Below are 25,913 nucleotides of genomic sequence, written 5' to 3' on the forward strand. Positions count from 1 at the left end.
GTCCCGGGCCGTCCGTTCCCGGTATCGACGGATATCCGCTGCCGATCATCGGTCTGGTAGTAGTTGTCCCGTGCTCCCTCTTGTTCTCGAAATGTTCCGCGCCCGTAAGGCGCGCAGTCACGGAGGTGACGTGTGACGCCGCTGGCCGCGTTCGACGGAAGTGGTATCGACGGCGGTCTCTACAGCCAGGTGAACCGGTGGGCGCAGGCCGCGCCGCACTGGCTGGACGAGCTGATCAAGGTCTGGTCGGCGCTGGGCCTCGGGGTCTTCGCCGTCTTCATGCTGTACGCGTGGTGGCGGGCACGGGGCCTGGACTCGGTGGTGATGGCCAGGGTGCTGGCCTCCCCGGTGATCGTCGTCCTCGCGTACCTGGCCAACTCGGTGCTGAAGAGCGTGATCGAGGAGACCAGGCCCTGCGCGCAGATCCCCGGGAGCGTCTCGCTGGAGACCTGCCCGGGAAGCGGGGACTGGTCGTTCCCCAGCAACCACACGGTGATCGCCTTCGCCGCCGCGGCCGCGCTGTGGTTCGCGAACCGGCGGCTCGGGAAGATCGCCCTGGTCCTCGCGGTGCTGATGGGCGCCTCCCGGGTCTGGGTCGGCGTGCACTACCCGCACGACGTGGCGGTCGGCGCGGTGGTCGGCGTGGTGATCGCGCTGCTGCTGGCGCCGCTGGCCCGGCGGTGCGGGCCGCTGGTGGACCGGATGCGGGCGGGCGCGCTGCGTCCGCTGCTCGGGCCGGGTGCGCAGCCGGTGGTGGCGCAGGGGTACGCCGGCGCCGGGGCGCGGCGGTACTGAGCGGCGGAGTCCGACCCACCCCTTGTCCGATTTCGGACGGTGGGTGGAGCATGTGAGCCGGGCGTGCGGCCCCCGTTCGCGGGGGCGCCGCCCGGCTCAGTCGTGCTCGGGGCGCGAAGGCGCCTGCCGGGGAGGGAGTGCCACATGCCGTACCGACTGGACATCACGCAGGGGGACTGGCCGGCCGACCTGCTGCACAAGGGCGTCGAGGGCCTGCTCGCCGAAGCCATGGTGCTCACCCTCGCCACGGCCGGCCACGAGCACGGGCCGCACGCCAACCTGGCGTTCTTCGCGTACGACGACGACCTCGTCCTGTGCTTCGTCAGCGAGCGCTCCACCCGGCACAGCCACCACCTCGCGGAGGAGGCCCGGGCGGCCGCCACCGTGTTCCTGCCGCCGCCGGCCTTCGGCGAGCAGCTGCGCGGGCTGCAGCTGACCGGCAGCGCGGGCGAGGCGTGGGGGCACCAGGCGGAGGCGGCGCTGGCGGCGTACCAGGGCAGGTACCCGTCCTTCGCGCAGGACGCGGAGACGCGGCGGCAGTACCTCACCGGGGGCGGGGCGGCGGCGCTGTACCGGTTCCAGGTGGAGGAGCTGACGGCGGTGGACGAGCCGAACTTCGGGCGGCGCAACTATCTGCGGGCCCGGGTGGTGCGGGGGCAGGGCTGATGGCCGTGTTGTATGTACAACTTTTCAGGTGATTCATCTGAGGTACGGCGTTCCGATGCCCCTCGGACACCTGGACGCACCAGCCTGGCCGCCATGAGAGTCATCGTCGTAGGAGCAGGCGTGCTCGGCAGCATGCACGCCTGGCAGGCCGTCGAGCGCGGTCACGAGGTCGTCCACCTGGAGCGCGAGAGCGAGGCGCGCGGCGCCTCCGTCCGCAACTTCGGCCTGGTCTGGGTCAGCGGGCGCGCGCAGGGCGAGGAACTGGACACCGCGCTGCGCGCCCGCGAACTGTGGCAGGAGATCGGCGCCGAGGTGCCCGACCTCGGCTTCCGGGCCAACGGCTCCCTCACCGCCATCCGCACCGAGGCCGAACTCGCCGTCGCCGAGCAGGCCCTGACCCTGCCCGACGCCGCCGCCCGCGGCTACAAACTGCTCGACGCCGACGAGACCCGCGCCGCCAACCCCGCCCTGCGCGGCGAACTGCTCGGCTCCCTGTGGTGCGAGCGCGACGCCGCCGTCGAGCCCCGCACCGCCCAGCCCGCACTGCGGGCTCATCTGACGGCCACCGGCCGCTACACCTTCCTGCCCGGGCGCGAGGTCCGCGAGGTCGTCGGCGAGAACGCCGTCCGCGACGACCACGGCGACGTCCACACCGGCGACCTGGTCATCCTGTGCACCGGCGCCTGGCTCGGCGGCCTCGTCCGCGAACTCGCCCCCCAGCTGCCCGTGCGCCGCGTCCGGCTGCAGATGATGCAGACCGACCCGCTGGGCGAGACCCTCACCACCTCGGTCGCCGACGGCGACAGCTTCCGGTACTACCCCGCCTTCGCCGGCACCGCCCTCGACCGCCTCCGCGACACCCAGCCGCAGACCGCGATCGCCGCCGAGCACAAGATGCAGCTGCTGATGGTCCAGCGCCGCGACGGGGGCCTCACCATCGGGGACACCCACGAGTACGACCAGCCGTTCGGCTTCGACGTCGTCGAGGACCCGTACGACCACGTCAAGGAGGTGGCGGAGGCCCTGCTCGGCCGCCCGCTGCCGCGCATCCGCCGCCGCTGGGCCGGGGTGTACGCGCAGTGCGTGGACACCACCCGGGTCGTGCACCGCGAGAAGGTGCGGGACGCCGTCTGGCTGGTCACCGGCCCCGGCGGGCGCGGCATGACCTGCTCGCCGGCCATCGCCGAGACGACCGCCCAGCTCGCCAACCTGTGAATCCGTAAGGGTAATTGAGATGACTGACGACATCCGACTGGTCGTGCTCGACATGGCCGGCACGACGGTGGCCGACGACGGGCTCGTCGAGCGCGCCTTCACCGCCGCCGCCTCCGCGCTCGGCGTCGAGGCCGGGAGCCCGGAGTTCGACCCGATGCTCGCGCACGTGCGCGCCACCATGGGCGAGTCCAAGATCTCCGTCTTCCGGCACCTGTTCGGCGAGGAGGAGAAGGCGCAGCGCGCCAACGTCGCCTTCGAGGCCGCCTACCACGACCTCGTCGACGCCGGCCACTGCGAGGCCCTCCCCGGCGCGGCCGAGGCCATCGCCGAACTCCGCGGCAGCGGACGGAAGGTGGTCCTGACCACGGGCTTCTCCCGCGCCACCCAGGACCGCATCCTCGCCGCCCTCGGCTGGCAGGACATCGCCGACCTCACCCTCTGCCCCGCCGAGGCCGGCCGCGGCCGTCCGTACCCCGACCTCGCGCTGACGGCCCTGCTGCGCACGGGGACGGACTCCGTCCGCCAGATCGCCGTCGCCGGCGACACCGGCTACGACATGCTCACCGGCACCCGCGCCGGCGCCTCGATCGTCGCCGGCGTCCTCACCGGCGCCCACGACGAGGCCCGGCTGCGCGCGGACGGCGCCACCCACGTGCTCGCCTCCATCGCCGAACTGCCGGGCCTGCTCGGCTAGTTCGGTCATGCAATGCGAACGGGCGGCCCCGAGGGGCCGCCCGTTCGGCCTGTCCGGAGGGCGCCGAGAAGCGGAAGGGGGCGGACCGGAAACTCCGGTCGCCCCCTTCCGCTTCTCGGCTCAGTGGCTGCCCTTGAGGTTGAGGACGACGACGCCGACGATCACCAGGGCGAGGCCGAGGTACTGCAGACGGCCCAGGTGTTCGCCGAAGGCGACGACGCCGATGCCGGCGACGGCCGCGGTGCCGGCGCCGGACCAGACGGCGTAGGCGACGGAGACCGGGATGTGCTTGAGGGCGCGGCCGAGCAGGAGGAAGGACAGCGCGTAGCCGATGCCGACTCCGAGGCTGGGCCAGAGGCGGGTGAAGCCTTCGGTGAGCTTGAGGCAGCTGGTGGCGCAGACCTCGCTGATGATGGCGAGGGCGAGCAGGACGTACGGCATGCCGGGATCAGCCCACCGGGGCGGCGCTGAGCTTCCCGAGCAGCGCGAGGTCGGCCTGTTCCAGGCTGGCGAGGAGCGTGACCCGGTCGCCGGAGGGCATCGGGACGGGCATGGACGGTACGGCGAGCACCGCGCAGCCGGCCGCGACGGCGGAGGTGACGCCGGTCGGGGTGTCCTCGACGGCGAGGCAGACGGCGGGCGCGAGGCCCAGGTGCTCGGCGGCGGCGAGGTACGGGTCGGGCGCGGGCTTGGTCCGTACGGTGTCCTCGGCGGCCAGGGTGACGGCGAACCAGTCGCGGCCCAGCGAGGAGAGCACCAGGTCGACGACCCGGCGCGGGGAGGCGGAGACCAGCGCGGTGGGCACCCCGGCCTCGCGCAGGGCGGTGAGCAGCGCGAGGGCGCCGGGGCGCGGGACGGTCTCGGCGGCGACCTTGCCGGCGAAGGACTCGCCCAGGCGGTGGGCGAGTTCGGCTTCGGGCAGGTCGGTGCCGCTGGCCCGGTGCAGGTGCGCGGCGGTGTGCTCGACGGCCTGGCCGAGGACCTCGGGGGCGTCGGCGTCGGTGAGCGGGTGGCCCAGCTCCTGGGCGAGCTCGGCGGCGGCCTGCCACCAGAGCTGCTCGGTGTCGACCAGCGTGCCGTCCATGTCGAAGAGGACGGCGGCGGGCAGTGCGGTCATCGGGGTCAGGTCGTCGGGACGGGGGGATTCAGGCATGGCGGTACCTTCGGGTGGTTCAAGGGAGGGTTAAGGATCACACAGTGCTTGGGCGGCGGTCCACCAGCACCGGGCGCTCCGGCAGGGTGAGGGCGGCGCGCGAGCCGACGGGGAGGGCGGCGGTGGCCTCGGTCGGCAGGTCCGACTTGACCTCGGTGCCGTCGTCCAGGCGGACGGTGAGGCGGGTGACGGCGCCCAGGAAGGACGCGTTGACGACGAGCGCCGGGCCGTCCTCGGCCGGGGTGAGGTCGACGTTCTCCGGGCGGACGAGCACGTGGAGCTCGCCGTCGGCCGGGATCTCGCCGTCCACCGCGTGGCGGCGGCCGAGCACCTCGACGCCCTCGGAGGTGCGGGTGCACGGGATGCGGCTCATGGTGCCGACGAACTCGGCGACGAACGCGGTGGCCGGGCGCCCGTACAGCTCGGACGGGGTGGCGCACTGCTCGAGCCTGCCCGCGCGCAGCACCGCGACGCGGTCGGCCATGGACAGCGCCTCCTCCTGGTCGTGGGTGACGAACAGGGTGGTGATGCCCAGCTCCTGCTGGAGGCGGCGGATCTCCTCGCGCAGCTGGAGGCGGACCTTGGCGTCCAGCGCGGACAGCGGCTCGTCCAGGAGCAGCACGCGCGGCTGCAGGGCGAGGGCGCGGGCGAGCGCGATGCGCTGCTGCTGGCCGCCGGACATCTGGTGCGGGTAGTGCTCGGCGCGGTGCGGCAGGCCGACCAGCTCCAGCAGCTCCATGGCGCGCTTGCGGCGGTCGGCCTTGCCGGTGCCGCGCATCCGCAGGCCGAAGGCGACGTTGTCGAGGGCCGTCAGGTGCGGGAAGAGGCTGTAGGACTGGAACACCATGCCCGCGTCACGCTTGTGCGCCGGGATGGAGGTGATGTCCTTGCCGTCGACGAGCACCTCGCCGGAGTCGTGCGTCTCGAAGCCGGCGAGGATGCGCAGCGCGGTGGTCTTGCCGCAGCCGGACGGGCCGAGCAGGGCGAGCAGTTCGCCGGGGTGGACGGTGAGGTCCAGGCCGTCGAGGGCGGTGGTGGCGCCGAAGCTGCGGCGCAGGTCGCGGAACTCGACGGTGGCGCTGCCGGGGGCGAGCGCGACGCCGTTGGCGAGGGCGGTGGCCGTGGTCATGACTGGGAACTCCTGGAAAGCGGTGGGTGGGTCAGGACCGGGCGCCCTTGCGGCCACGGCCGACGGCGGACATCAGCAGCAGGACGACCCAGACGATCAGCAGGCTGAGCATCGAGACCGCGACGGACATCTGGCCGTCGCTCTTGCCGTTGGAGTTGATCCACACCGAGAAGGGGGCGAAGCCGAGGATGGAGGCGGTGGTGAACTCGCCGAGCACCAGGGCGACGGTGAGCACGGCCGCGTTGAGCAGTGCACTGCGCAGGTTCGGCAGCACGACGGTGAACACCGCCCGCATCCAGCCGGCGCCGCAGTTGCGGGCCGCCTCGACCAGGGTGACCACGTCCACGCCGCGCAGGCCCGAGTCGATCGCCCGGTAGGCGAAGGGCAGGGCCATCAGCACGTACGCGATGATCAGGACGATCGGGAAGTCCGGGTCCTGGATGGCGACGATGGTCTGGAAGAACGGGGTGTCCTGCAGGTAGTCCGGGCCCCAGCGCAGCACGCCGATGATGCCGGTGGTGAGCGCGACGACGGGGACGACCAGCGGCATCGAGCACATCACCTCGATCACCGGGCGCAGCTTGGGAGCGCCGAGCCGGGCGGCGAGCACCGCCGGGACCAGCAGGAGCAGCAGCACGGCGACGGTGACGGCGGCCAGTTCGAGGCTGAGCACCAGGCTGTCGGTGAAGCCGGGGGCGTTCAGCAGCTCGGTGTAGGCGCGGAACGTGGTGCCGCCCTTGTTGTCGTCGATGCTGAACCACAGCGAGGCGGCCATCGGCACCGCGAAGTAGATCCCGCAGATCAGCAGGACGGCCGCGCGGCCGAAACGGATGCGATCGATCAGGCGAGCCACTTGGCACTCCGGCGCTGAAGGGGCAGGTACAGGGCCATCACCAGGCAGGCGACCACGATCATGTCGAGGCCGAGCGCGAGGGCGAGGTTGCCCTGGCCGACCAGGACGTTGCCGGACAGCGCGTCGCCGATCTGCATCGAGATCAGCGGCACCGAACTGCCCACCATGGCCTCGGCGGTGGCGTACGCGGCGAAGGAGGCGCCGAACAGCAGCACGAAGCCGCCGAGCAGCGAGGGCAGCAGGACGGGCAGCGCGACGTGGCGCCAGTACTGCAGCGCGGTGGCGCCGTTGTTGGAGGCGGCCTCGCGCCACTGGGTCTTGAGGCCCTCCAGCGCGGGGGTGATGGTGATGACCATCAGCGGCACCAGGAAGTAGAGGTAGACCACCGAGAGGCCGGAGAAGGTGTAGAGGCTCCAGCCGTGCTTGGTGAGGCCGAGCTGCTTGGTGACCTCGCCGGCGTTGCCGAGGGTGGCCACGAACATGAACGCCAGCGGGACGCCGCCGAAGTTGGCGAGCACGCCGGAGGCGGACATGACGGCCTCGCGGAACATCCGGAAGCGGGAGGTCGCGACGGCCTGGGCCAGCGGCAGGCCGACGATCACGGCGATCAGCGCCGTCAGCAGCGACAGCTTCACGCTGCCCCACAGGGCCGTCGCGTAGGCGCCCTGGAGGGAGCCGGTGAGGTTGTCGGTGGTGAAGGTGCCGCCGCCGTCGGGGGCGTCGGTGGACGTCGTGAACGCGCCGATGGCGATCGCGACGGCGGGCAGCCCGAAGCCGATCACGAAGAACAGCAGCAGGGGGAGGGCGGCGAGCCAGGCGCGGCTGCCGCCGGAGCGGCGTCGGCCGGGACGGGGGGCCTTGGCGGTGCGGGCCGAGGCCGATGCGGGGGAGACGGGGCCGGGGGCACCCCCGCCGCTCTGGGCGGCGGGGGTGCTGGCCGGCACCGGGGTGGGAGCCGTGGTCATCTCAGGTCAGCCCGCGATCGCCTTGGCCCAGTTCTCGGTGACGACCTTCTTGGCCGCCGTGGTCTGGTCGTCGGTCGGGAAGGTGGTGAAGGGCTTCTCGACGGCCGGGAGCTTCGCGGCGGCGGCGGTGTCCAGGGTGCCGGCGGCCTTCATGGCGTCGAACAGGGCCGGGGAGGCGTAGCCGCCCAGGAAGCCGTTCTGGCCCTCCGCGCTGTAGAGGTACTCCTCCCACAGGCGGGCGGCGGCCGGGTGCGGCGCGTCCTTGTTGATGGCCTGGTTGTAGAAGTTGGCGTAGATGCCGTCGGACGGGATGGAGACCTGCCAGTCGATGCCCTTGTCCTTGAACTTCGCGGCGTAGCCGGCGTTCAGGTAGGACCAGTCGATGGTGATCGGGGTCTCGCCCTTCTCGATGGTCGCCGGAGTGACCTCGACCGGGTTGAAGTTGCCGGTCTGCTTCAGCTTGCCGAAGAAGTCGATGCCGGGCTGGATGTTGTCCAGCGAGCCGCTGTTGGCCAGGGCGGCGGCCATGACGGCGCTGTACGCGGCGTTCGCCTTGGTCGGGTTGCCGTTGAGCGCGACCATGCCCTTGTACTCGGGCTTGAGCAGGTCGGCGAAGGTCTTCGGGCAGGTGCCGACCTTCTTGGCGTCGCAGGCGATGGAGATGTAGCCGCCGTAGTCGTTGTAGCGCAGACCGTCGGCGTCCTTCATGGTGGCCGGGATCTTGTCGAAGTCCTTGACCTTGTACGGGGCGAAGAGGCCCTGCTTGGCGCCGGAGGTGGCGAACGCGGCGCCCAGGTCGACGACGTCGGGGGCGCGGTCCTGGCCCTTGCGGGAGGTGATCGCGTTGATCTCGTCCTGGCTCGAACCGTCGGGGTTCTCGTCCTCGATCTCGATGCCGTACTTGGCCTTGAAGTCGTCCATCAGCTTGCCGTAGTTGGCCCAGTCGCGCGGCAGCGTGATGACGTGGAGCTTGCCCTCCTTCTTGGCGGCGGCGACGAGGCCGTCCATGCCGCCGAAGTCGGCGAGGGAGGTGGCGGTCTTCGGGTTCTTGCCGCCCGAGACGTCGTTGCCACTGGCCTTGGAGGAGCCGGCGGAGCCGCAGGCGGTGAGCGAGAGTGCGGCGGCGGTCAGGACGGCCGCGAGGGCGGCGGTACGGGCGCGGTGCACGGACACGGGTTCAGTCTCCTGAGAAGGGGGAACTGGGAGCGGGTGTCTGATCGGGGGATCACTGCGAGTGGCGGCGGTTCGGAGCCGTCCGAGTTGACTAGCCAACTTCGCTGACGGGGGTAAGTAACCCGGAGTCCGGTGACGGGAAGGTGAACGGACGGCCCAGAACCGGGGTCAGCTGTGGGAACGGTGGAATCCGGCCATCGGAGCGCGATCCGTTCGGTGCGATGCTTCGGGAGCGCAGCGGGATATGGTCGGGCAGTCCGCGCCGGTACGGCTGCGCAGGACACCGCCCCAGGAGGGACATTGACTGACGTGGCACTTGAGTCCGAGCGCCCGGCCAAGGCGGCCGAGGAGCGCGGCGGGGCGCTGTACCGGAAGGTCGCCGCCGACCTGCGCGAGGCCATCACCACCGGGGCGTACGGCGAGGCCGGCCGACTGCCCGCCGAGGGCGCCCTCGCGGAGCGGTACGGCGTCTCGCGCGGCACCGTGCGCCAGGCCCTGGCCGTGCTGCGCTCCGACGGGCTGGTCACCTCGCGGCGCGGCACCCGACGGGTCGTCCTGGGCGGCGCCCGGGTGCAGAGCTTCTCCGAACTCCTCAGCTTCACGCACTGGGCGTACTCCCGGGGCGAGGAGCCCGGCGGCATCCTCGACTCCCTGGTGCGCCGCCCGGCCGACGCCGCCGAGTGCGAGCAACTGCGCCTGGAGCCGGGCGCGGAGGTGTACGTGACCGTCCGGCTGCGCACCCTCTCGGGGGTGCCGGTGATGGTCGAGCGGACGATCTACCCGCCGCGCGTCGGCGAGATCGTCGCCGAGCTGCCGGCCGACGTCGTCTCGCACACCGAAGTCCTGCGCGAGCACGGCATCCTGTTCACCGACGCCGACCACACCATCGACGTGGTCACCGCCAACGCGGTGGACGCCCGGCTGCTCGGCTGCCGCCGGGGCGGGCCGCTGCTGCGCGAGCGGCGGCGCACGACGGACCCGACGGGCACGCCGGTGGAGTGGTCCCAGGACCGGTACCTGCCGGGGACGGTGGCGTTCAGCGTGCACAACTCGCTGGCCACGTCGGCGCTTTCGCGGCACGCGCGGGACGGGGACTGATCGTCCCCGTCCCGTTACGGGTGTTCCTCGGCGCGTGTCGCGGCTCAGCGCATGTCGCGTCTCAGTACATGAGCGCGGTGAGCAGCGGGCGGTAGTGGTCGAAGCCGGGGGTCTCGGCCCCGGCCGTCTTGGCCTGCTCGTCCCAGCGGCGGACGGCCACCGCGTCGGCGGCGCCCGGGAGTTCGGCGAACGCGGCGGCCTCCTCCGGGCCCATCGGCCCGCCCTGCACCTGGAGGGTGTACTCGGACGCCTCGGAGAGCCGCTCGCGGTAGCCCGGCTCGACGGCGCACAGGTAGCGCTTGGCGGCCACGTGCAGCCGTACGGGCTCGGTGACCTCTGGGCCGAACCAGCGGGCCAGCCAGTCGGCGCCGGTGTCGCTGTGGCGGTTGTCCTGACCCTTCATCAAGTCCCTTCCGTGCAGCGCCCCCTGGAAGTGCCCCACGTCGTGCAGCAGTGCGGCGGCGATGAGGTGCGGCGCGGCCCCGGCCGCCTCGGCGGCAGCGGCGGCCTGGAGCATGTGCTCGGCCATCGTCACCTCCTCGCCCAGGTACTCCCCGGCGCCCTCGCCCGCGAACAGCTCGGCGATCGCGTCCAGCGCGGCCGTGCGGCGGTGCAGCACGGCGAGGGTGGAGGCGAGGGAGTCGAGGTCGGCGTAGCAGCCCTGGAGGTGACGGCGGCCGTCCTGCTCGAAGGCCGTACGGGCGTGCAGCAGACGGGTGTTGTCGAAGATCAGGCAGTCGCCAGGGTCGAGGCGGAAGGTCAGCTGCAGCTCGGGGCGCAGGGTGATGGCGGCGAAGCGGCGGTAGGCGGCGTAGAACGCGTCGAGTCCGTCGCCCCTGAGCGTCCCGATGGAGCGGTTGTTGAACCGGACCTCGCGGATGCGGCCCAGGGCGTCCACGTCGATCAGCGGACGGTCGGCGCGCAGTTCGGTGCGGCGGTCGCGGAAGACGAACGGGACGGGGGTGCGGGTGAGGACGGCGAAGTCCTCGGGGGCCTCCTCGCGCAGCAGCGCGGCGGCCTTGAAGCCGTCGACCAGGCCGGAGTCGCCGCCGGTCGCGGAGTTCTCCAGGCAGTGCAGGAGCTGCAGGGTGGGGACGGGATCGCGGTAGGGGTTGTCGGTGTGCGGGGCGATGGCCGCGCTGGTGAAGGCGAGGTTGTTCGGGTCCGGCTCGACGCGGACGTCGAAGAGCTCGCCGTAGTTGGTGACGCGCACGTACCCGAAGCTCTGGGCCACGGTGAGGACTCGGCGGTCGGTGGTCGGCACCCCGCGCAGCAGGGCGAAGCCGCTGCGGCGCACGGCGGCCAGGACGGACGCCTGCTCGGCGGGGTCGGCGAGGTAGGCGGCCCACTCGGCCTCGGGCAGGCCCCGCGCGAAGTCGGCGGCGGTCCACAGGGGCTTGCCCTCCTCCGTACGGCCGTCGCCCTCCCGCTCCTCGTCCAGCCAGGCCAGCGGGTAGCGGGAGCGGTGGCCGTCGGACCAGAGCACCTCGAGGTTGCCCGCGACCTCGGCGCTCGCGGCGATCGCGAGGCCCTCGGGCAGGTCGTTGATCTGGAACAGCTTCTGGCCGTTGCCGGGCGCGCGGCACTCGGCGCAGGGGCAGTTGTCGCGCAGCCAGTACGGGGACAGGGGGGTCATGGACGTCTCCTCCGCTCGACGGAATGGCGGGGGAGTTGTATAGCCAACTTCGCCCCCTCTGTTCGGAGCCTGCCGGGCGGCGGTGAGTTCCCGGTGCCGGGGAGGTGAACGCTCCGGGAACTGTGGCGGGGGCGGTGGCCGAAAACCGTTGCCCCGGATGGTCCGGACCTGGTCTGATCTGGCCCGTGCCAGAAAACGATCACCCGCAGCCCGAGGCCGACCTCCTCGTCGACGTCACCCCCGCCGCCCCGCGCCCCCGCTCCCGCGCCCGGCTCTGGCGCACCGTCGCGACCGCCGCCGCCCTCGGGGCCGTCTGGTTCGGCGTCGACTTCGCGGACAACTTCGCCAACCTCGGCGCGTACCGCTACGAGCCCCCGAGGACCTTCGACGGGCTGCCGCTCGACCCGCAGGCGTCCAGGGCCAAGCGGACGGTGAGCGTCGCCTCCGACTCGGGCGTCTCCGCGACCACCTACCTGAGCGCGGACCAGGAGCGGACGGTCTTCGTGACCGTCTACGAGAAGCACATCTTCACGCCCGCCTCCGAACTCGACGACCTGATCGCCCGCCAGCGCTCCAACGGCATGGCCCCGGCCGACCTCCACAAGGTCGACGCGGGCGACCGCGAGGGCGTCATGAAGTGCGGCAGCACCGAGTACGAGGGCCACCGCCTGGCCGTCTGCGACTGGGCCGACGGCAGCATGTGGGGCACCTACAACGAGACCGACACCGACCCCGACACGGCGGCCGCCCACGCCCGCGACTTCCGCCACCAGGCCGAAGTCCCGTCCTGATTCACAGTTCCAGCACCAGCACCTCGTGCACCGCCGCGCCCTCCCACGGCACGGCCGCACCGACCCGCCGGTATCCCCACGCCCGGTACGCGGCCTGCGCGGCGGAAGCCTCCGGGCGGCTGTTGAGCATCACGCGCCGGTTGTCCAGCCCCTCCACCAGGGCGCGGTGCAGCGCGGTGGCGACGCCCCGCCCGCGCCAGGCGGGGCGTACGGCCAGCTCGAACAGCCCGAAGGTCCGTGCGCCGTCCTCGCGCCGCATCTCCTCGGGCACCGGCTCGGTGAGCGTGTCCCACCAGCCGGTGGTCGCGGACAGCGGATAGCTGTACGCCATCCCCACCGCCGTTCCGTCGTCGAACGCCACCGCCGCCCGGAACCCCCTCCGCCGCACCTGCGACCGGAAACGGCGGAACGCCCGCTCGACATCGCGCGGACCCGCCTCGTACGGCGGCTCCGCGAACGCCTCGGCGAACACGGCCCGCAACTGCCTCTCCAGGACGGCAGTGTGCCCGCCGTCCAACACCTCGACCACGACCGTCACGCCCGCCTCCCGCTCTCCACCCGGACACCGAACGCCCGAACCCGCGCCACGAAGTCCCGCGCCGGTGCCGTACCGATCCGCTCGGCTGACGATGCCACTGCGCCCAATCGGTCCACCAGCCGGGCCGAGGCCATGCCCTGAGCTGCGGAGGCGCTCGCCAGCGCCTCCGCACAGGCCTCCTCCACCTCGCCGGCCTCCAGGAGGACCTCGGCCAGGCGCGCCCGGTACAGGGCCGCGTTCCGGCTGTACGTCGGCCCGAGCTGTTTCAGGGCCGATCGGAGGAAGGGGATCGCATGGGCGGGACGCCCGGTCTGTACGTGCCACGCGGCCGTGGCGTAGTCGATCTCGACCTGACCGGCGAACGCCGTCCACCGAGGCGCTTCGGTGGCCTTGTCCGCCCGGTCGTGCCAGGTGAGCGAGCACCGCGCCCCTGCGTCGAACTCGATCCAGCCGAGATGGGAGTGCAGAGTGCCGGACAGGAGGTGCAGGCTGCGCCCGATCCGCTCCAGGTACGAGCCGTCCGTCACCGCTATCTCGACCTGCCGCAACACCTGCACGGCGGCCCGCTGTGCGACCTTGCCGCCCTGGGAATGGTCGATCGTGTACAGGTCGGAGACCCTTGATCGAAGGAACGTGACGATGCGTAGGTCCTGGGCAACAGGGAGCACAGAGGCGCCGACGATCGCGCCCACATCTACGTCGAAGTGTCGGTGGTCCACGTCCTGACCATGCTTGCCGGCCGGACCGTGGCGCGCCCGCTCCGGTGGGACGGTGAATCCGAGTTCGGTGAGCGGGACACCCAACAGGGCTTCGATCACCGCTTGTTGACCAGGGTGAGGCAAGGGAGGATTCGGCGACTCCCAGCGGCGGAGCTGGCGAACGCTCACGGCCGCGTCGATGGCCAAGCTGTTGGCCATCGACGCGAAGGCATCGACGAAGGATTCCTGGGTGTAACCGGCGGCCTTCCGGAGATCGGCCAGCCTTCGAGCAGCCACAACGCCCCCTGCGCAGAGTCGATTGCTGGCAACACTCTGCCACCGCTGCGTGGGCAGTGGGGTGTCACGGCCGACGAGTTCGGCAAGACGGTGCACGCCGATCTTCGTGTGCCGGCCGGCTGATGATGGTGGGCCGGGGGCGGGCAGGGCGGTGGGATGATCTGTTCGGATCATCCGGGTGAGGCGGGAGCGTGGGGCGACCGCGGGCGCGGGCGGAGGGGATACCGGGAGGCACCCCTGCTCATTTCCGTCCCCACGGAGGAAGCGTTGAGAACGACGCGCGCCCTGATCCTGCTGATCGCCCTGGTCCTCTCCCTCGCGGCACCACCCGCGGCCGCCCGCGACGGCGGCCCGCCGTCGGCGAGCCCGGCCGCCACTCCGGCGGAGACGCTCACGCAGGTCATCGGCGATCCGGTGTCCGTGCCCGCGGGCAGCGGCATCGCGTTCTACGAGGCGAGGGTGGACTGCCCGCTCGGCCAGACCCCGACCGGCGGCGGGCCCAAGGTCTCCCCCTCCTACAACCCGCTGACGACGATCAGCTCCTACGCCGACGGCCGCACCTGGATCGTCACGGCGACGGGCGGCACCCCGTACGACGGGACCTTGTGGGCGACGGCCATCTGCTCCACGGAGCCGCACACCCAGGTGTTCGAAGGGCCGCACGCGGTGGCGGCCCGGAGCGAGGGGAGCGCCGAGGCGAAGTGCCCGTCCGGCCAGTACGCCACCGGAGGCGGCGGGCGCGTCGACCCCGGGGCGATCATCCTCCAGGAGTCCTTCGCCGGCGGTGACCGGACGATCTCCAGCTGGATCTACTACATCGTCAATCCCACCGAGATGACCCACTACGTGGAGTCGTTCGTGGTCTGCTCGCCGTCGCCCCACAACCAGTACTGGTCCGACAGAGCACCGCTGCCGGCTGACCACGGGACGGCCAACCACCTGGAGTCCTGCCCGTCCGGCACGGTGACCGGCGGAGGCGGCGGCGTCATCGGCGGCGCGCTCTACGAGTCCAGCCCCTGGGGCAACGGCTGGCTGGCCAGCGCCGTGAACGAGACCACCGGCCACCCGCTCCTGTTCACGTCGGCGATCTGCAAGCAGTGAGGAACTCCTCCCGAACCGATCGACCCTGATACACCGCAGGCTCCTGTTCCCGCTGCCCGGCGGAACCTTCCGGCGGGCAGCGGGAACAGCCACGTCACATACCGCTGCACAGGAAGTCGACCTGGCCGACTTCCTGTGCAGCGCTTGAGTTCCGGCGGCCCCGGCCGGCCCCGGCCGGCCCTAGCCGGGGCCGCCGGAACCGCCCGTTTCCAGTGAGGGCGGGCGAGCGTGGTTATTGGGCGCCGAGGCGGCGGAGGACGGCGGAGGAGGAGGTGCCGGGGGCGGCCGTTCGGGTGAGGGGTGGGGCGGAGGGTGTTTCGGGGGAGGGCGGGGTGTGGGGGCTGCGGCACTGTCGGGGGGGATTTTCTCCCCCGATGCGAGAGGTGGCCGGGTCATGGCTCACGGCACGAACACGAGACCGGCGGCCGAGGGCCATACCGGGCTGAAGCGGGAGGTCGGTGTCGCCGGGCTGTTGTGGGCCTCGGTGGGGGCGATCATCGGGTCGGGGTGGCTGTTCGGGGCGCAGAAGGCGGCGGTGGCGGCGGGGCCGGCGGCGTTGCTGTCCTGGGGGATCGGTGCGGTGGCGATCATCCTGCTGGCGCTGATCCACGCCGAGCTGGGCGGCCTGTTCCCGGTGGCGGGCGGGACGGCCCGGTACCCGCACTACGCGTTCGGCGGGTTCGCCGGGATGTCCTTCGGCTGGTTCACCTGGCTGCAGGCGGCGACGATCGCGCCGATCGAGGTGCAGGCGATGATCAACTACGCCCGGCACTGGTCCTGGGCGGACGGCTTCCTGAACAAGGACCTGACGCTGACCGGGACGGGCTTCGTGGTCGCCGCCGTGCTGCTCGGGGTGTTCGTCGCGATCAACTTCCTGGGGGTGAGGCTCCTGGCCCACACCAACAGCGTGGCCACCGTCTGGAAGGTCCTCATCCCGATCCTGGCGATCTTCGCGCTGGGGATCACCGAGTTCCACGGCTCGAACTTCAGCGCCCACGGCTTCGCGCCGGACGGAGCCAAGGGCGTGCTCGCCGCGATCAGCACCAGCGGCGTGATCTTCGCCCTGCTCGGCTTCGAGCAGGCCATCCAGTGGGCGGGCGAGAGCCGCAACCCCAAGCGGGACATCCCCCGGGCCGTGCTCGGCTCGGTGGTGATCGGCACGATCGTCTACGTCATGCTGCAGGTGGTGTTCATCGGCGCCCTCCCGCCGGAGACCTTCGCGGGCGGCTGGGACAAGCTCGACTACCCCGGCATCAGCGGCCCCTTCGCGGGCCTCGCGACGCTGATCGGCCTCGGCTGGCTGGCGACCGTCCTCTTCATCGACGCGGTGATCTCCCCGGCCGGCACCGGCCTGGTCTACATCACCTCCAGCTCGCGCGTCACGTACGGTCTCAGCCGCAACGGCTACGCGCCGCAGGCCCTGCAGTACACCGACAGGCGCTCGGTGCCCTGGCTCGGTCTGCTCATCGCCTGGGCCGCCGGGGTGATCTGCTTCCTGCCGTTCCCGAGCTGGCAGCGGCTGGTCGGCTTCATCACCTCGGCGGTGGTCCTGATGTACGCGGGCGCGCCGCTGGCCTTCGGGGTGCTGCGCAAGCGGCTGCCGGCGATGGAGCGCTCGTACCACCTGCGCGGCGGCTCGGTGATCTCCCCGCTGGCCTTCGCGGTGGCGAGTCTGGTCATCTACTGGGCGGGCTGGGACACCCTCTGGCGCCTGGGCCTGGCGATCGTCATCGGGTACGTGCTGCTCGGCGGGTACTCGCTGTACGCGGCCTCGAAGGGCGTGCCGAACGCGCCGCGGATGGACTTCAAGGCCGGGCAGTGGCTGCCGGTCTACCTCGTCGGCATGGGCCTGATCTCCTGGCAGGGCACCTTCGGGGTGGGCGCCCAGGGGAACCTGGGGCTCTGGTACGACATCGGCGTCGTGGTGGTGTTCTCGCTGGTCGTCTACTACTGGGCGCTGGCGGTGGCGCTGCCGGCGGAGGAGATCGAGCGCAACATCCGCGGCGTCGAGGTGCTCGACGCGGGCGGGCACTGACCGGCCCCGAAAGGAGCTTCGCCCCGCCGGGCGTCAACTGCTCGGCGGGGCAAGGATGTTCACGGCTTGCGGGTGGGCGGGGTGGTGGGCGGGGCGGTCGTGCCGGTGCCGGTGGCGTTCGGGTCCTGTCGGGGGGCCGGGTCGGGGATGTCGGCCATCGGCAGGGTCTGCTTGGGGGCGTCCTTGAGCGCCCGGTTCATGGCGTCGCGCCAGATCGGGCCGGGGCCGTCGGCGCCGAAGACCTCGTCGTAGTGGTGCCCGTTGATGGTGATGTCGCGCATCTCGACACCGCCGTCGGGCCCCCCGAGCCAGACGGAGGTGGCGAGCTGCGGGGTGTAGCCGCTGAACCAGGCGGCCTTCTTGTGGTCGGAGGTGCCGGTCTTTCCGGCGATCTGCCGGTTGCCGTCCAGCTTGAGCGCCGAGCCGGTGCCGTCCACGGTCACGCCGTTCAGGATGGTGTTGACGGCCTGCGAGGTCTCGTCGGAGATCACCTTCTCGCAGTGGCCGGCCGGGACGGGCACGTCCCTGCCGTCCACGGTGGTGATCTTGTCGATGGCGAGGGGCGTGCAGTGGTTGCCCCCGGCGGCGAAGGTCGCGTAGACGTTCGCCATGGTCAGCGGGCTCATCTCCTCGACGCCCAGGCCCATGGCGGGCACCTCCTTGAGGGGCTTGCCGCTGGCCATGGTGGTGATGCCGAACTTGTTGGCCATCTGCTTCACCGCGCAGAGCCCGATCTCCTGCTCCATCTGCACGAAGTAGGTGTTGATCGAGCGGGCCATGGCCTCCTTGAGCTGGTACGGGCCCTTCTCGTTCGGGGACTCGTTGGGCACCGTCGTCTTGGGCCGGGTGTCGTTGCGCCAGGTGCCGTCGCAGGTCTTCATGTTCGGGTAGTCGATCCTGTTCGGCGACGGGTACTCCTGCGTCGTCGGCAGGCCCGCCTCCAGGGCCGCGGCCGCGACGATCGGCTTGAAGGTCGAGCCGGGCTGGAAGCCGGTGCCGCCGCCCATCGCCGCGTCCACGTTGAAGTTGACGGTGGTCTGGTTCTTGGCCTTCTCCAGGCCGTACGGGCGGGTCTGGGCCATCGCGAGGATCTTGCCGGTGCCGGGCTCGATCATGGTCGCGGCGGCCGAGACGCTGTCGGTGACCCGCACGCTGTCGCTCACGGCGCTCTGCGCGGCGGCCTGCTTGTCCGGGTCCAGCGTGGTGTAGATCTTCAGGCCGCCGGTGTTCCAGAGCTTCGCGCGCTCCTCGGCGCTCTTGCCGAAGGCCGGGTCCTGCTTGACCACGTGCTTGACGTAGTCGCAGTAGAAGCCCATGCCGGCCTGGGCGGTGATGCAACCGTTGCGCGGGGCGTGGTAGTTGAGGCCCAGCGGGGCGGCCTTGGCCTCCTTCGCCTGGTCGGCGGTGATGTGCTTGTTCTCGAGCATCTTGTCGACCACGACGTTGCGGCGCTTGGTCGTGGTCTCGGGGTAGCGCACCGGGTCGTACTGGGACGGGTTCTGCACGATCCCGGCCAGGGTGGCGGCCTCGGCGACGGTCAGGTCCTTGTTGGACTTGCCGAAGTAGCGCTGGGAGGCGGCCTCCACGCCGTAGGCGCCGCTCCCGTAGTAGGTGATGTTCAGGTAGTTGGTGAGGATCTGATCCTTGGGCATCTCCTTGTCCAGCTTGATCGCGATCTTGAGTTCCTGGATCTTGCGGCCCAGGGTCTTGCGCTGGGCCTCCGCGACGGCGTCCTTGTCGTCCCCGGCGATCTCCACGTTGACGTTCTTCACGTACTGCTGGGTCAGCGTCGAGGCGCCCTGCGAATTGGTGCCGCTCTCGGCGTTCTTGCCGAGCGCGCGGGCGATGCCCTTGAGGTCGACGGCGCCGTGCTCGTAGAAGCGGGCGTCCTCGATGTCGACCTGGGCGTGCCGCATCAGCGGCGACATCTGCTCGGCCGTGAGGATGGTGCGGTCCCGGGCGAAGACCTTGGCGATCTGCCCGCCCTTGGCGTCGAAGATCAGCGTGGCCTGGGTCAGCGGCGGGGTCTTGAAGTCGACCGGGATGTCCTCGAAGCTCTCCGCCGTGCGCTGGGCCGTCAGCCCCACGCCGCCGACCAGCGGCAGGGTGAGGCCGGCCAGCAGCACTCCGGACACGACGCTCGCGCTCAGGAAGATCATGCCGAAGCGGGCCAGGCGCAGTGGCCCGCTCGGGGGCCGGCGGGGGGCCTCGTCGTCGGCGGGGTTCGCTATGGGCGGGTTATGTGATTCCACATCATGTCGACGTCACAAGTGTGGAGAAGGGTTGCGTGCGGAGGGCCCGGCGGGCGGTATGGGGCGGGATGTCCGGTGCTGCGCCCGCCGGGCGGGGTCACTCACGCGAGGGCGGCGTCCCAGGCGGCGTCGGCCGCGGCCAGGGCGGGCGCGGCGTCGGCGTCCGTCGCCGCGGCGAGGGCGCTGAGGCAGGCGCGGACGGTGGCGAGGGTGGCCTCGGGGCCGTAGTGGTTGACGCGGAGCATCGTGGTGGCGAGGGCGCCGCCGCCGGGCTGGACGGGCAGGGCCGGGTCGAGGCGGGCGGCGAGGGCGGTGGCGTCGACGCCGTCCGGGGTGCGCAGGGTGGTGGCGACGGGCGCGGCGTGGGCGTCCACGTGGACGTACGGGCTGAGCGTGCCGAGGGTGCGGACACCCGAGCGGGTCGCGGCGGAGGCGGCGCGGTGGCGGGCGATCACGGCCGGCAGGCCGTCCGCGGCGATGCGGTCCAGGCAGGCGCCGAGGGCGAGCATCTCCAACTGGGCCGGGGCGTGCGGGAGTACGGCGCGGCCGGCGTCCGTCCAGCGCTCCTTCCAGTCGAGGAGGGAGAGGTAGGAGCGGCGCGGGGCGGCCGGGTTGGCGGCGATCCGCTCCCAGGCGCGCTGCGAGACGGAGACCGCGGAGACGCCGGCCGGGCCGCCCATCGCCTTCTGGCCGCCGATGACGCACAGGTCGACGCCCCAGGCGTCGGTGAGCAGCGGCTCGGCGGCGACGGAGGCGACGGCGTCGAGCATCAGCAGCGCGCCGTGCTCGCGGACGACGGCGCCGATCTCCGCGACGGGGTTGGTGTTGCCGGTGGCGGCCTCGGCGTGGACGAGGGAGACGAAGTCGATGTCCGGGTTCGCGTCGAGGGCCTCGGCGACCTGCCCGGCGGTGACCGCGCCCTCGAAGGGCACCGCGAGGTCGACGACGTTCGCGCCGCAGGTGCGCAGCCAGGTGCCGAAGGTCTGCCCGTACGGGCCGGTGACGATGTTGAGCGCGGTGGAGCCCGGGTGCGCGGCGCCGCGGATCGCGGCCTCCAGCGGCAGCAGCGCCTCGCCCTGGGTGACGATGACGTCGGCCTCGGTGTGCAGCAGCGCGGCGACCTTGTCCTCGATCGCCGCGAACTCGGCGGCGCTGAGCGGGGGGAGGTCGAGGAAGGGGCTCACGGGGGGTCGGCCTTTCGTCGGGCTGGTTCGCCGGGCTGTTCGGCGGGCTGGTTCGTCGGCTGGTACGTCGGGCTGGTTCGTCGGCTGGTTCGTCGGGTCGGGGCTTGGGGGTTGGGGGCTGCCGGAAACGAGTCTGCCGCATGTTCGGTGCTTACCGGGAACGGCGGGCAAGCCCTAGAGTGCGGCCATGAGCGATGCGGTGCTGCACGTGCGGGGTCGGGTCCTGGTCGGCCCGGAGGACGTCCGGGACGAACTGTGGGTCGTGGACGGCCGGGTGAGCTTCACGCGCCCGCCCACCGCCGCGGACGTCCGTACGGTGAGCGGCTGGGTGCTGCCCGGCCTGGTCGACGCGCACTGCCACGTGGGCCTGGACGCGCATGGGGCCGTCGACGCCGCCACCAGCGAGAAGCAGGCGCTCACCGACCGTGACGCCGGCACCCTGCTGATCCGCGACGCCGGCTCCGCCGCCGACACCCGCTGGATCGACGAGCGCGAGGACCTGCCCCGGATCATCCGCGCCGGCCGGCACATCGCCCGCACCCGCCGCTACATCCGCAACTACGCGCACGAGATCGAGCCCGGCGACCTCGCCGCGTACGTCCGGGCCGAGGCCCGGCGCGGGGACGGCTGGGTCAAGCTCGTCGGCGACTGGATCGACCGCGAGCGCGGCGACCTCGCCGCCTGCTGGCCCGGCGACGCGCTGGCCGAGGCGATCGCGGCGGCGCACGAGGAGGGCGCGCGGGTCACCGCGCACTGCTTCGCGGCCGAGTCGCTGCCGGACCTGCTGGCCGCCGGGATCGACTGCGTGGAGCACGCCACCGGGCTGACCGAGGAGCTGATCCCCGTCTTCGCCGAGCGCGGGGTCGCCATCGTGCCGACGCTCGTCAACATCGCCACCTTCCCCTCGCTCGCGGCGGGCGGCGAGGCCAAGTTCCCGGCCTGGTCGGCGCACATGCGGCGCCTGCACGAGCGCCGGTACGACACGGTGGGCGCCGCCCACGAGGCCGGGGTGCCGATCTTCGTCGGGACGGACGCGGGCGGCTCGCTCGCGCACGGGCTGGTCGCGGACGAGGTGGCGGAGCTGGTGAAGGCGGGGCTGAGCCCGGCCGAGGCCCTGTCGGCGGCGAGCTGGGGCGCGCGGGCGTGGCTGGGGCGGCCGGGGCTGGAGGAGGGCGCTCCGGCGGACTTCGTGGTGTACGGGCAGGACCCGCGGGCGGACGTACGGGTGCTGGCGGCTCCGGAGCTGGTGGTGCTGCGGGGGCGCGTCGTCGAGTGAGCGGTCCTTCGCCCGCGTGATCAGCCGCTGAACGCCCTGTCGGCGTAGGCCGATAGGGTGAGAACCATGGCACCGCGTCCACTGAATGAGATCGTCGAGCCCGGTTGGGCCACCGCCCTGGAGCCCGTCGCCGGGCGGATCGCCGCGATGGGCGACTTCCTGCGCGCCGAACTGGCCGCCGGCCGCACCTACCTGCCGTCCGGCCCGAACGTCCTGCGGGCGTTCCAGCAGCCCCTCGCCGACGTGCGGGTGCTGATCGTCGGGCAGGACCCGTACCCGACCCCCGGCCACGCCGTGGGGCTGAGCTTCTCGGTCGCCCCCGAGGTGCGGCCGATCCCGGCGAGCCTGATCAACATCTTCCAGGAGTACGGCAACGACCTGGGCCTGCCGCAGCCGTCCAACGGGGACCTCACCCCGTGGACGAAGCAGGGAGTGCTGCTGCTCAACCGGTCCCTGACCACCGCGCCGCGCAACTCCAACGCGCACAAGGGCAAGGGCTGGGAGGAGGTCACCGAGCAGGCGATCCGGGCGCTGGTGGCGCGCGGGGGGCCGCTGGTGGCGATCCTGTGGGGGCGCGACGCCCGCAACCTGCGGCCGCTGCTGGGGCAGGTGCCGGCGATCGAGTCCTCGCACCCGAGCCCGTACTCGGCGAGCAGCGGGTTCTTCGGCTCGCGGCCGTTCAGCCGGGCGAACGAGCTGCTGGTGGGGCAGGGGGCGCAGCCGGTGGACTGGCGGCTGCCGTAGTGGCTCCGTAGCAGATCGTCGTCACCGCGAAACGTCAATCTCACCCCAACGGGTGAAATGACGTTCTGTGTGACTCATGTGACGGATCGTTTGAGAAGACTGGCGGCTCATCGTTTCAGCTGTCGTGTGTGGGGGTACCGCCATGTCTTCTCGCCGAATCGTTTCCGCATCCGCCGCCGCGGTGGTGTGTGCGCTGCTCACCGCTCCGCCCGTCCAGGCCGCGCCCGCCGCTCCTTCCGCGGGCAAGGCGCGGGCCGTCACCGCCGAGGTCGCCCTGGACGTCAAGCTGTTGAACAACGCCGTGGACGTCCCGGTGAACCTCGCGCTCAACAAGGTGGAGACGCCCGAGCAGCGCGACGGAGCCGTGCTGACGGCCGCGGTGGACGGCGTCGACCAGCGGCGGCCGGTCACCCTCGTCAAGGCCGAGGTCGGCAGGTCCGTCACCCGGGTCGACGACAAGGGCGCGGTCGCCTCCGTCAAGCTCGTCAACGCCGACGTCAACGCGCCCGGCCTCGCCACCGCCCTGCTCGGCGTGGAGGCGATGAGCGCCGAGGCCACCTGCCCGGTGGACGGGCAGCCCACCGCGAACGTCGTCGCGCCCGCCAAGCTGACCGTGCTGGGCAAGTCCGTCACCCTGGGCCTGTACGGGCCGACCAAGGTGGACGTTCCGGCGGTCGGCAGCGTGTCGGTGGAGTTCTCGAAGAAGACCGTGACCACGACCACGGCCGCCGCCTCCGCCCTGGAGGTGCGGGTGGAGGTGAACCCGCTGAACCTGAACGTCGCCAAGGTTACCGGGACGGTCACCGTCGCCTCGGTGAGCTGTGAGAAGCCCGCCGGGCCGTCCGCTTCCGCGAGCACCACACCTGGTGCGACCCCGAGCGCGCAGCCGGCGGCCGACGTCACCACGGCGCCGCGCGCCACGGCGTCGGGGGCCCCTGGCCACCTCGCCGCCACCGGCGGCAGCGGCGCCACCGGCCCTCTGGCCGCCGGGGCCGCGGCGCTCGTGGCGGGCGGCGCGGCCGCCCTGTGGGCCACCCGGCGGCGCCGCGCCCGCCGTCACTAGGGCCGTGAGGCACTGCGCGGCGGGGGAGTGCCGGGAGCGGCACTGCCTCACCGTGACGGTGCCAATGCGGATGGTTGGTTCACATGCGCGTTACATGAGAGGAACAACCGGGAAACGGCGGCTTGCGACGCTACGCGGGCACCCACCACCCAGCAATGCGAGGGACACGCCGTGGCAATCAAGGCCGAGTACATCTGGATCGACGGCACCAAGCCGACCGCGAAGCTCCGTTCCAAGACTCGCGTCCTGCCCAACGCCGACAAGATCCCGACCTGGGGCTTTGACGGTTCCTCGACCAACCAGGCCGAGGGCCACGCCTCGGACCGCGTGCTGGAGCCGGTGAAGGTCGTCAAGGACCCGATCCGCGGTGGCGAGAACATCCTGGTGCTCTGCGAGGTCCTCGAGACGAACGGCACCCCGCACGAGTCCAACACCCGTGCCCTGCTGCGCGAGGTGGAGTCCAAGTACACCGCTCAGGAGTCGATCTTCGGCATCGAGCAGGAGTACACCTTCTTCAAGGGCTCCCGCCCGCTCGGCTTCCCCGAGGGCGGTTTCCCGGCCCCGCAGGGCGGCTACTACTGCGGCGTCGGCGCCGAGGAGGTCTTCGGCCGCGAGATCGTCGAGCTGCACCTCGACCGCTGCATCGACGCCGGCCTGGCGATCTGCGGCATCAACGCCGAGGTCATGCCCGGCCAGTGGGAGTTCCAGATCGGCCCGGTCGACGCCCTGACCGTCTCCGACGACCTGTGGATCGCCCGCTACCTGCTCTACCGCACCGCCGAGGAGTTCGGCATCGACGCCACCCTCGACGCCAAGCCGGCCCGCGGCGACTGGAACGGTGCGGGTGCGCACACCAACTTCTCCACCAAGGCGATGCGCGAGGGCTACGAGGCCATCATCACCGCCTGCGAGTCGCTCGGCGCCTCCCAGGAGATCGTCCTGGAGCACGTCAACAACTACGGTGACGACATCCAGTCCCGCCTCACCGGCAAGCACGAGACCGCCCCGTGGAACGTCTACAGCTACGGCGTCTCCAACCGCGGTGCCTCCGTGCGCATCCCGTGGCAGGTCGAGGTGGATCAGAAGGGCTACATCGAGGACCGTCGCCCGAACGCGAACATCGACCCGTACGTCGTCACCCGCCTGCTGATCAACACCTGCTGCGAGGCCCTGGAGAAGGCCGGCCAGGTCTGATCCGCCCCCGCCCTCCGGCACCACCCGCAGGCCCCTCCCGTCCAGGGAAGGGGCCTGCGGGCTTTTCGGCCCCTTGCCCCGGCCTTCTGTCCCGGCCCCCTGCCCGACCCCTTGCCCCGGCCCATTGTTACGGGCGTTTGTCAGCTGGGCCGTTGCCCTTGAGGACGGGTGGAGGGCGAACGGATAATCGGGTACCCGACCGCAGGCACCACCGGCCGCAGGAGTGTGCCCATGTCCCTGGTCTTCCACTGGTTCCTTCCGACCAACGGCGACAGCCGGTGGATCGTCGGCGGCGGGCACGGCTCCACGCCGGGCACGGCGGGGGCCGACCGGCCGCCGGAGCTGGCGTACCTGGGCCAGGTCGCGCGCAGCGCCGAGCAGTTGGGCTTCGAGGGCGTGCTCACGCCGACCGGGGCGTGGTGCGAGGACGCCTGGCTGACCACGGCGATGCTGACGCAGGTGACCGAGCGGCTGAAGTACCTGGTGGCGTTCCGGCCCGGGCAGATCTCGCCGACGCTCGCGGCGCAGATGGCCGCCAGCTACCAACGGCAGTCCGGCGGGCGGCTGTTGCTCAACGTGGTGACGGGCGGGGAGTCCGCCGAGCAGCGGGCGTACGGGGACTTTCTCGACAAGGACGCCCGGTACGCGCGGACCGGCGAGTTCCTGGACGTCGTCGGGCGGCTGTGGGCGGGGGAGACGGTCGACCACCACGGTCCCCATCTGCGCGTCGAGGGTGCGAAGTTGAACCGGCTGCCCGATCCGGTGCCGACCGTGTACTTCGGCGGGTCCTCCCCGGCAGCCGCGGAGGTGGCCGCCCGGCACGCCGACGTCTACCTCACCTGGGGCGAACCGCCGGACCAGGTACGGGAGAAGGTGCGCCGGATCCGCGAACTGGCCGCCGCGCACGGGCGCAAGCCCCGGTTCGGCATCCGGCTGCACGTGATCACCCGGGACACCGCCGCCCAGGCGTGGGCCGAGACGGAACGGCTGCTCGCCGGAATGGACCCGGCGCGCGTGGCGCAGACCCAACGGGCCCTCGGCGAGAGCGAGTCGGAGGGCCAGCGCCGGATGCTCGCCCTGCACGGCGGCTCCGCGGAGCGGCTGGAGGTGTACCCCGGGCTCTGGGCCGGCATCGGCCTGCTGCGCGGCGGCGCGGGGACGGCCCTGGTGGGCAGCCACCGGGAGGTCGCCGACCTGATCCTCGAGTACCACGAGGTGGGGATCGACGAGTTCGTGCTCAGCGGGATGCCGCATTTGGAGGAGGCGTACTGGTTCGGCGAGGGAGTGCTCCCGCTGCTCGCCGCCCGGGGCATGTGGAACCGGCCGTGATGGGATAAAACGCTGGCGGATTCCCCATGCCCGC

General features: G+C 72.1%; 25 protein-coding genes. 13 read left to right on the forward strand and 12 right to left on the reverse strand.

Annotated features, from left to right (window positions below):
- Window positions 1-132: 132 nt before the first annotated feature.
- From ACIBCA_RS34210 to ACIBCA_RS34225, 4 genes are all read left to right on the forward strand, one after another.
- A complete protein-coding gene (locus ACIBCA_RS34210; protein ID WP_396286995.1) occupies window positions 133-795 on the forward strand; it encodes a phosphatase PAP2 family protein in 663 nt (220 codons plus the stop codon).
- A 144-nt stretch (window positions 796-939) separates the two neighbouring features.
- Window positions 940-1,461: a pyridoxamine 5'-phosphate oxidase family protein gene (locus ACIBCA_RS34215; protein ID WP_396286996.1), complete on the forward strand. Its 522-nt coding sequence runs from the start codon at window positions 940-942 to the stop codon at window positions 1,459-1,461.
- A 93-nt stretch (window positions 1,462-1,554) separates the two neighbouring features.
- A complete protein-coding gene (locus tag ACIBCA_RS34220) occupies window positions 1,555-2,676 on the forward strand; it encodes a TIGR03364 family FAD-dependent oxidoreductase (RefSeq protein WP_396286997.1) in 1,122 nt (373 codons plus the stop codon).
- Window positions 2,677-2,695: 19 nt separating this feature from the next.
- Complete coding sequence (locus ACIBCA_RS34225) at window positions 2,696-3,370, forward strand: phosphonatase-like hydrolase (RefSeq protein ID WP_396286998.1); 675 nt, start codon at window positions 2,696-2,698, stop codon at window positions 3,368-3,370.
- A gap of 120 nt (window positions 3,371-3,490) precedes the next feature.
- Here ACIBCA_RS34225 and ACIBCA_RS34230 read toward each other — a convergent pair whose 3' ends face one another.
- The 6 genes from ACIBCA_RS34230 to ACIBCA_RS34255 are packed head-to-tail and all read right to left on the reverse strand — an operon-like array spanning window position 3,491 to window position 8,643.
- Window positions 3,491-3,811: a multidrug efflux SMR transporter gene (locus ACIBCA_RS34230; RefSeq protein ID WP_031078299.1), complete on the reverse strand. Its 321-nt coding sequence runs from the start codon at window positions 3,809-3,811 to the stop codon at window positions 3,491-3,493.
- A gap of 7 nt (window positions 3,812-3,818) precedes the next feature.
- Window positions 3,819-4,523 (reverse strand): HAD family hydrolase, encoded by a 705-nt coding sequence (locus tag ACIBCA_RS34235; protein WP_396286999.1) that lies wholly within the window; start codon window positions 4,521-4,523, stop codon window positions 3,819-3,821.
- Window positions 4,524-4,560: 37 nt separating this feature from the next.
- Window positions 4,561-5,652, reverse strand: a complete 1,092-nt coding sequence (locus ACIBCA_RS34240; RefSeq protein ID WP_396287000.1) for an ABC transporter ATP-binding protein — start codon at window positions 5,650-5,652, stop codon at window positions 4,561-4,563.
- A 31-nt stretch (window positions 5,653-5,683) separates the two neighbouring features.
- Window positions 5,684-6,493, reverse strand: a complete 810-nt coding sequence (locus ACIBCA_RS34245) for an ABC transporter permease (protein WP_396287044.1) — start codon at window positions 6,491-6,493, stop codon at window positions 5,684-5,686.
- Complete coding sequence (locus ACIBCA_RS34250) at window positions 6,493-7,470, reverse strand: ABC transporter permease subunit (protein WP_396287002.1); 978 nt, start codon at window positions 7,468-7,470, stop codon at window positions 6,493-6,495. Before ACIBCA_RS34250 ends, ACIBCA_RS34245 begins: the two co-directional genes overlap by 1 nt.
- A gap of 6 nt (window positions 7,471-7,476) precedes the next feature.
- Window positions 7,477-8,643 (reverse strand): ABC transporter substrate-binding protein, encoded by a 1,167-nt coding sequence (locus tag ACIBCA_RS34255; protein ID WP_396287003.1) that lies wholly within the window; start codon window positions 8,641-8,643, stop codon window positions 7,477-7,479.
- 309 nt (window positions 8,644-8,952) lie between these two features.
- On the opposite strand from ACIBCA_RS34255, the gene ACIBCA_RS34260 reads away from it, so the two are divergent.
- Window positions 8,953-9,741, forward strand: coding sequence for a GntR family transcriptional regulator (locus ACIBCA_RS34260; RefSeq protein ID WP_396287004.1), 789 nt, complete (start codon window positions 8,953-8,955; stop codon window positions 9,739-9,741).
- A gap of 61 nt (window positions 9,742-9,802) precedes the next feature.
- Here the strand turns inward: ACIBCA_RS34260 and ACIBCA_RS34265 are convergent, their stop codons facing one another.
- Complete coding sequence (locus ACIBCA_RS34265; protein ID WP_396287005.1) at window positions 9,803-11,377, reverse strand: phosphonate degradation HD-domain oxygenase; 1,575 nt, start codon at window positions 11,375-11,377, stop codon at window positions 9,803-9,805.
- Between the two features lie 185 nt (window positions 11,378-11,562).
- Between ACIBCA_RS34265 and ACIBCA_RS34270 the strand changes: the two genes are divergently transcribed.
- Window positions 11,563-12,168, forward strand: a complete 606-nt coding sequence (locus ACIBCA_RS34270; RefSeq protein WP_396287006.1) for a hypothetical protein — start codon at window positions 11,563-11,565, stop codon at window positions 12,166-12,168.
- Window position 12,169: 1 nt separating this feature from the next.
- On the opposite strand, the gene ACIBCA_RS34275 is transcribed toward ACIBCA_RS34270, so the two are convergent.
- Both ACIBCA_RS34275 and ACIBCA_RS34280 read right to left on the reverse strand, forming a co-directional pair.
- A complete protein-coding gene (locus ACIBCA_RS34275) occupies window positions 12,170-12,706 on the reverse strand; it encodes a GNAT family N-acetyltransferase (protein ID WP_396287007.1) in 537 nt (178 codons plus the stop codon).
- A complete protein-coding gene (locus ACIBCA_RS34280; RefSeq protein WP_396287008.1) occupies window positions 12,703-13,797 on the reverse strand; it encodes a hypothetical protein in 1,095 nt (364 codons plus the stop codon). Before ACIBCA_RS34280 ends, ACIBCA_RS34275 begins: the two co-directional genes overlap by 4 nt.
- Window positions 13,798-13,968: 171 nt before the next feature.
- Here ACIBCA_RS34280 and ACIBCA_RS34285 point away from each other — a divergent pair, with 171 nt between their 5' ends.
- Window positions 13,969-14,802, forward strand: a complete 834-nt coding sequence (locus ACIBCA_RS34285; RefSeq protein ID WP_396287009.1) for a hypothetical protein — start codon at window positions 13,969-13,971, stop codon at window positions 14,800-14,802.
- A gap of 399 nt (window positions 14,803-15,201) precedes the next feature.
- Here the strand turns inward: ACIBCA_RS34285 and ACIBCA_RS34290 are convergent, their stop codons facing one another.
- Window positions 15,202-15,393 (reverse strand): hypothetical protein, encoded by a 192-nt coding sequence (locus tag ACIBCA_RS34290; RefSeq protein WP_396287046.1) that lies wholly within the window; start codon window positions 15,391-15,393, stop codon window positions 15,202-15,204.
- On the opposite strand from ACIBCA_RS34290, the gene ACIBCA_RS34295 reads away from it, so the two are divergent.
- Window positions 15,314-16,837 (forward strand): APC family permease, encoded by a 1,524-nt coding sequence (locus ACIBCA_RS34295; protein WP_396287045.1) that lies wholly within the window; start codon window positions 15,314-15,316, stop codon window positions 16,835-16,837. The genes ACIBCA_RS34290 and ACIBCA_RS34295 overlap by 80 nt on opposite strands.
- Before the next feature lie 59 nt (window positions 16,838-16,896).
- On the opposite strand, the gene ACIBCA_RS34300 is transcribed toward ACIBCA_RS34295, so the two are convergent.
- Together ACIBCA_RS34300 and ACIBCA_RS34305 are read right to left on the reverse strand one after the other, a co-directional pair.
- Window positions 16,897-18,996, reverse strand: coding sequence for a transglycosylase domain-containing protein (locus tag ACIBCA_RS34300; protein WP_396287010.1), 2,100 nt, complete (start codon window positions 18,994-18,996; stop codon window positions 16,897-16,899).
- Between the two features lie 194 nt (window positions 18,997-19,190).
- Complete coding sequence (locus ACIBCA_RS34305; protein ID WP_396287011.1) at window positions 19,191-20,273, reverse strand: pyridoxal-phosphate-dependent aminotransferase family protein; 1,083 nt, start codon at window positions 20,271-20,273, stop codon at window positions 19,191-19,193.
- 187 nt (window positions 20,274-20,460) lie between these two features.
- Between ACIBCA_RS34305 and ACIBCA_RS34310 the strand changes: the two genes are divergently transcribed.
- From ACIBCA_RS34310 to ACIBCA_RS34330, 5 genes are all read left to right on the forward strand, one after another.
- A complete protein-coding gene (locus ACIBCA_RS34310; protein ID WP_396287012.1) occupies window positions 20,461-21,549 on the forward strand; it encodes an amidohydrolase family protein in 1,089 nt (362 codons plus the stop codon).
- A 66-nt stretch (window positions 21,550-21,615) separates the two neighbouring features.
- Window positions 21,616-22,293 (forward strand): uracil-DNA glycosylase, encoded by a 678-nt coding sequence (locus tag ACIBCA_RS34315; RefSeq protein WP_396287013.1) that lies wholly within the window; start codon window positions 21,616-21,618, stop codon window positions 22,291-22,293.
- 142 nt (window positions 22,294-22,435) lie between these two features.
- Window positions 22,436-23,356, forward strand: coding sequence for an SCO1860 family LAETG-anchored protein (locus tag ACIBCA_RS34320; RefSeq protein WP_396287015.1), 921 nt, complete (start codon window positions 22,436-22,438; stop codon window positions 23,354-23,356).
- Window positions 23,357-23,527: 171 nt separating this feature from the next.
- Window positions 23,528-24,550, forward strand: a complete 1,023-nt coding sequence (gene glnII / locus ACIBCA_RS34325; protein ID WP_396287016.1) for a glutamine synthetase GlnII — start codon at window positions 23,528-23,530, stop codon at window positions 24,548-24,550.
- A gap of 231 nt (window positions 24,551-24,781) precedes the next feature.
- Window positions 24,782-25,879, forward strand: coding sequence for an LLM class flavin-dependent oxidoreductase (locus ACIBCA_RS34330; protein WP_396287017.1), 1,098 nt, complete (start codon window positions 24,782-24,784; stop codon window positions 25,877-25,879).
- Window positions 25,880-25,913 lie beyond the last annotated feature (34 nt).

The organism is Kitasatospora sp. NPDC051170, assembly GCF_044455705.1.
Taxonomy (GTDB): Bacteria; Actinomycetota; Actinomycetes; order Streptomycetales; family Streptomycetaceae; genus Kitasatospora.

Bases quoted from the DNA above. Each gene is read 5' to 3' on its own strand.
- ACIBCA_RS34215 (WP_396286996.1), top strand. From the start codon at position 940: ATGCCGTACCGACTGGACATCACGCAGGGGGACTGGCCGGCCGACCTG.
- ACIBCA_RS34220 (WP_396286997.1), top strand. From the start codon at position 1,555: ATGAGAGTCATCGTCGTAGGAGCAGGCGTGCTCGGCAGCATGCACGCC.
- ACIBCA_RS34225 (WP_396286998.1), top strand. From the start codon at position 2,696: ATGACTGACGACATCCGACTGGTCGTGCTCGACATGGCCGGCACGACG.
- ACIBCA_RS34230 (WP_031078299.1), bottom strand. From the start codon at position 3,811: ATGCCGTACGTCCTGCTCGCCCTCGCCATCATCAGCGAGGTCTGCGCC.
- ACIBCA_RS34235 (WP_396286999.1), bottom strand. From the start codon at position 4,523: ATGCCTGAATCCCCCCGTCCCGACGACCTGACCCCGATGACCGCACTG.
- ACIBCA_RS34240 (WP_396287000.1), bottom strand. From the start codon at position 5,652: ATGACCACGGCCACCGCCCTCGCCAACGGCGTCGCGCTCGCCCCCGGC.
- ACIBCA_RS34250 (WP_396287002.1), bottom strand. From the start codon at position 7,470: ATGACCACGGCTCCCACCCCGGTGCCGGCCAGCACCCCCGCCGCCCAG.
- ACIBCA_RS34265 (WP_396287005.1), bottom strand. From the start codon at position 11,377: ATGACCCCCCTGTCCCCGTACTGGCTGCGCGACAACTGCCCCTGCGCC.
- ACIBCA_RS34290 (WP_396287046.1), bottom strand. From the start codon at position 15,393: ATGATCGCCACCGCACCGATCCCCCAGGACAGCAACGCCGCCGGCCCC.
- ACIBCA_RS34300 (WP_396287010.1), bottom strand. From the start codon at position 18,996: ATGATCTTCCTGAGCGCGAGCGTCGTGTCCGGAGTGCTGCTGGCCGGC.
- ACIBCA_RS34310 (WP_396287012.1), top strand. From the start codon at position 20,461: ATGAGCGATGCGGTGCTGCACGTGCGGGGTCGGGTCCTGGTCGGCCCG.
- ACIBCA_RS34315 (WP_396287013.1), top strand. From the start codon at position 21,616: ATGGCACCGCGTCCACTGAATGAGATCGTCGAGCCCGGTTGGGCCACC.
- ACIBCA_RS34320 (WP_396287015.1), top strand. From the start codon at position 22,436: ATGTCTTCTCGCCGAATCGTTTCCGCATCCGCCGCCGCGGTGGTGTGT.
- ACIBCA_RS34330 (WP_396287017.1), top strand. From the start codon at position 24,782: ATGTCCCTGGTCTTCCACTGGTTCCTTCCGACCAACGGCGACAGCCGG.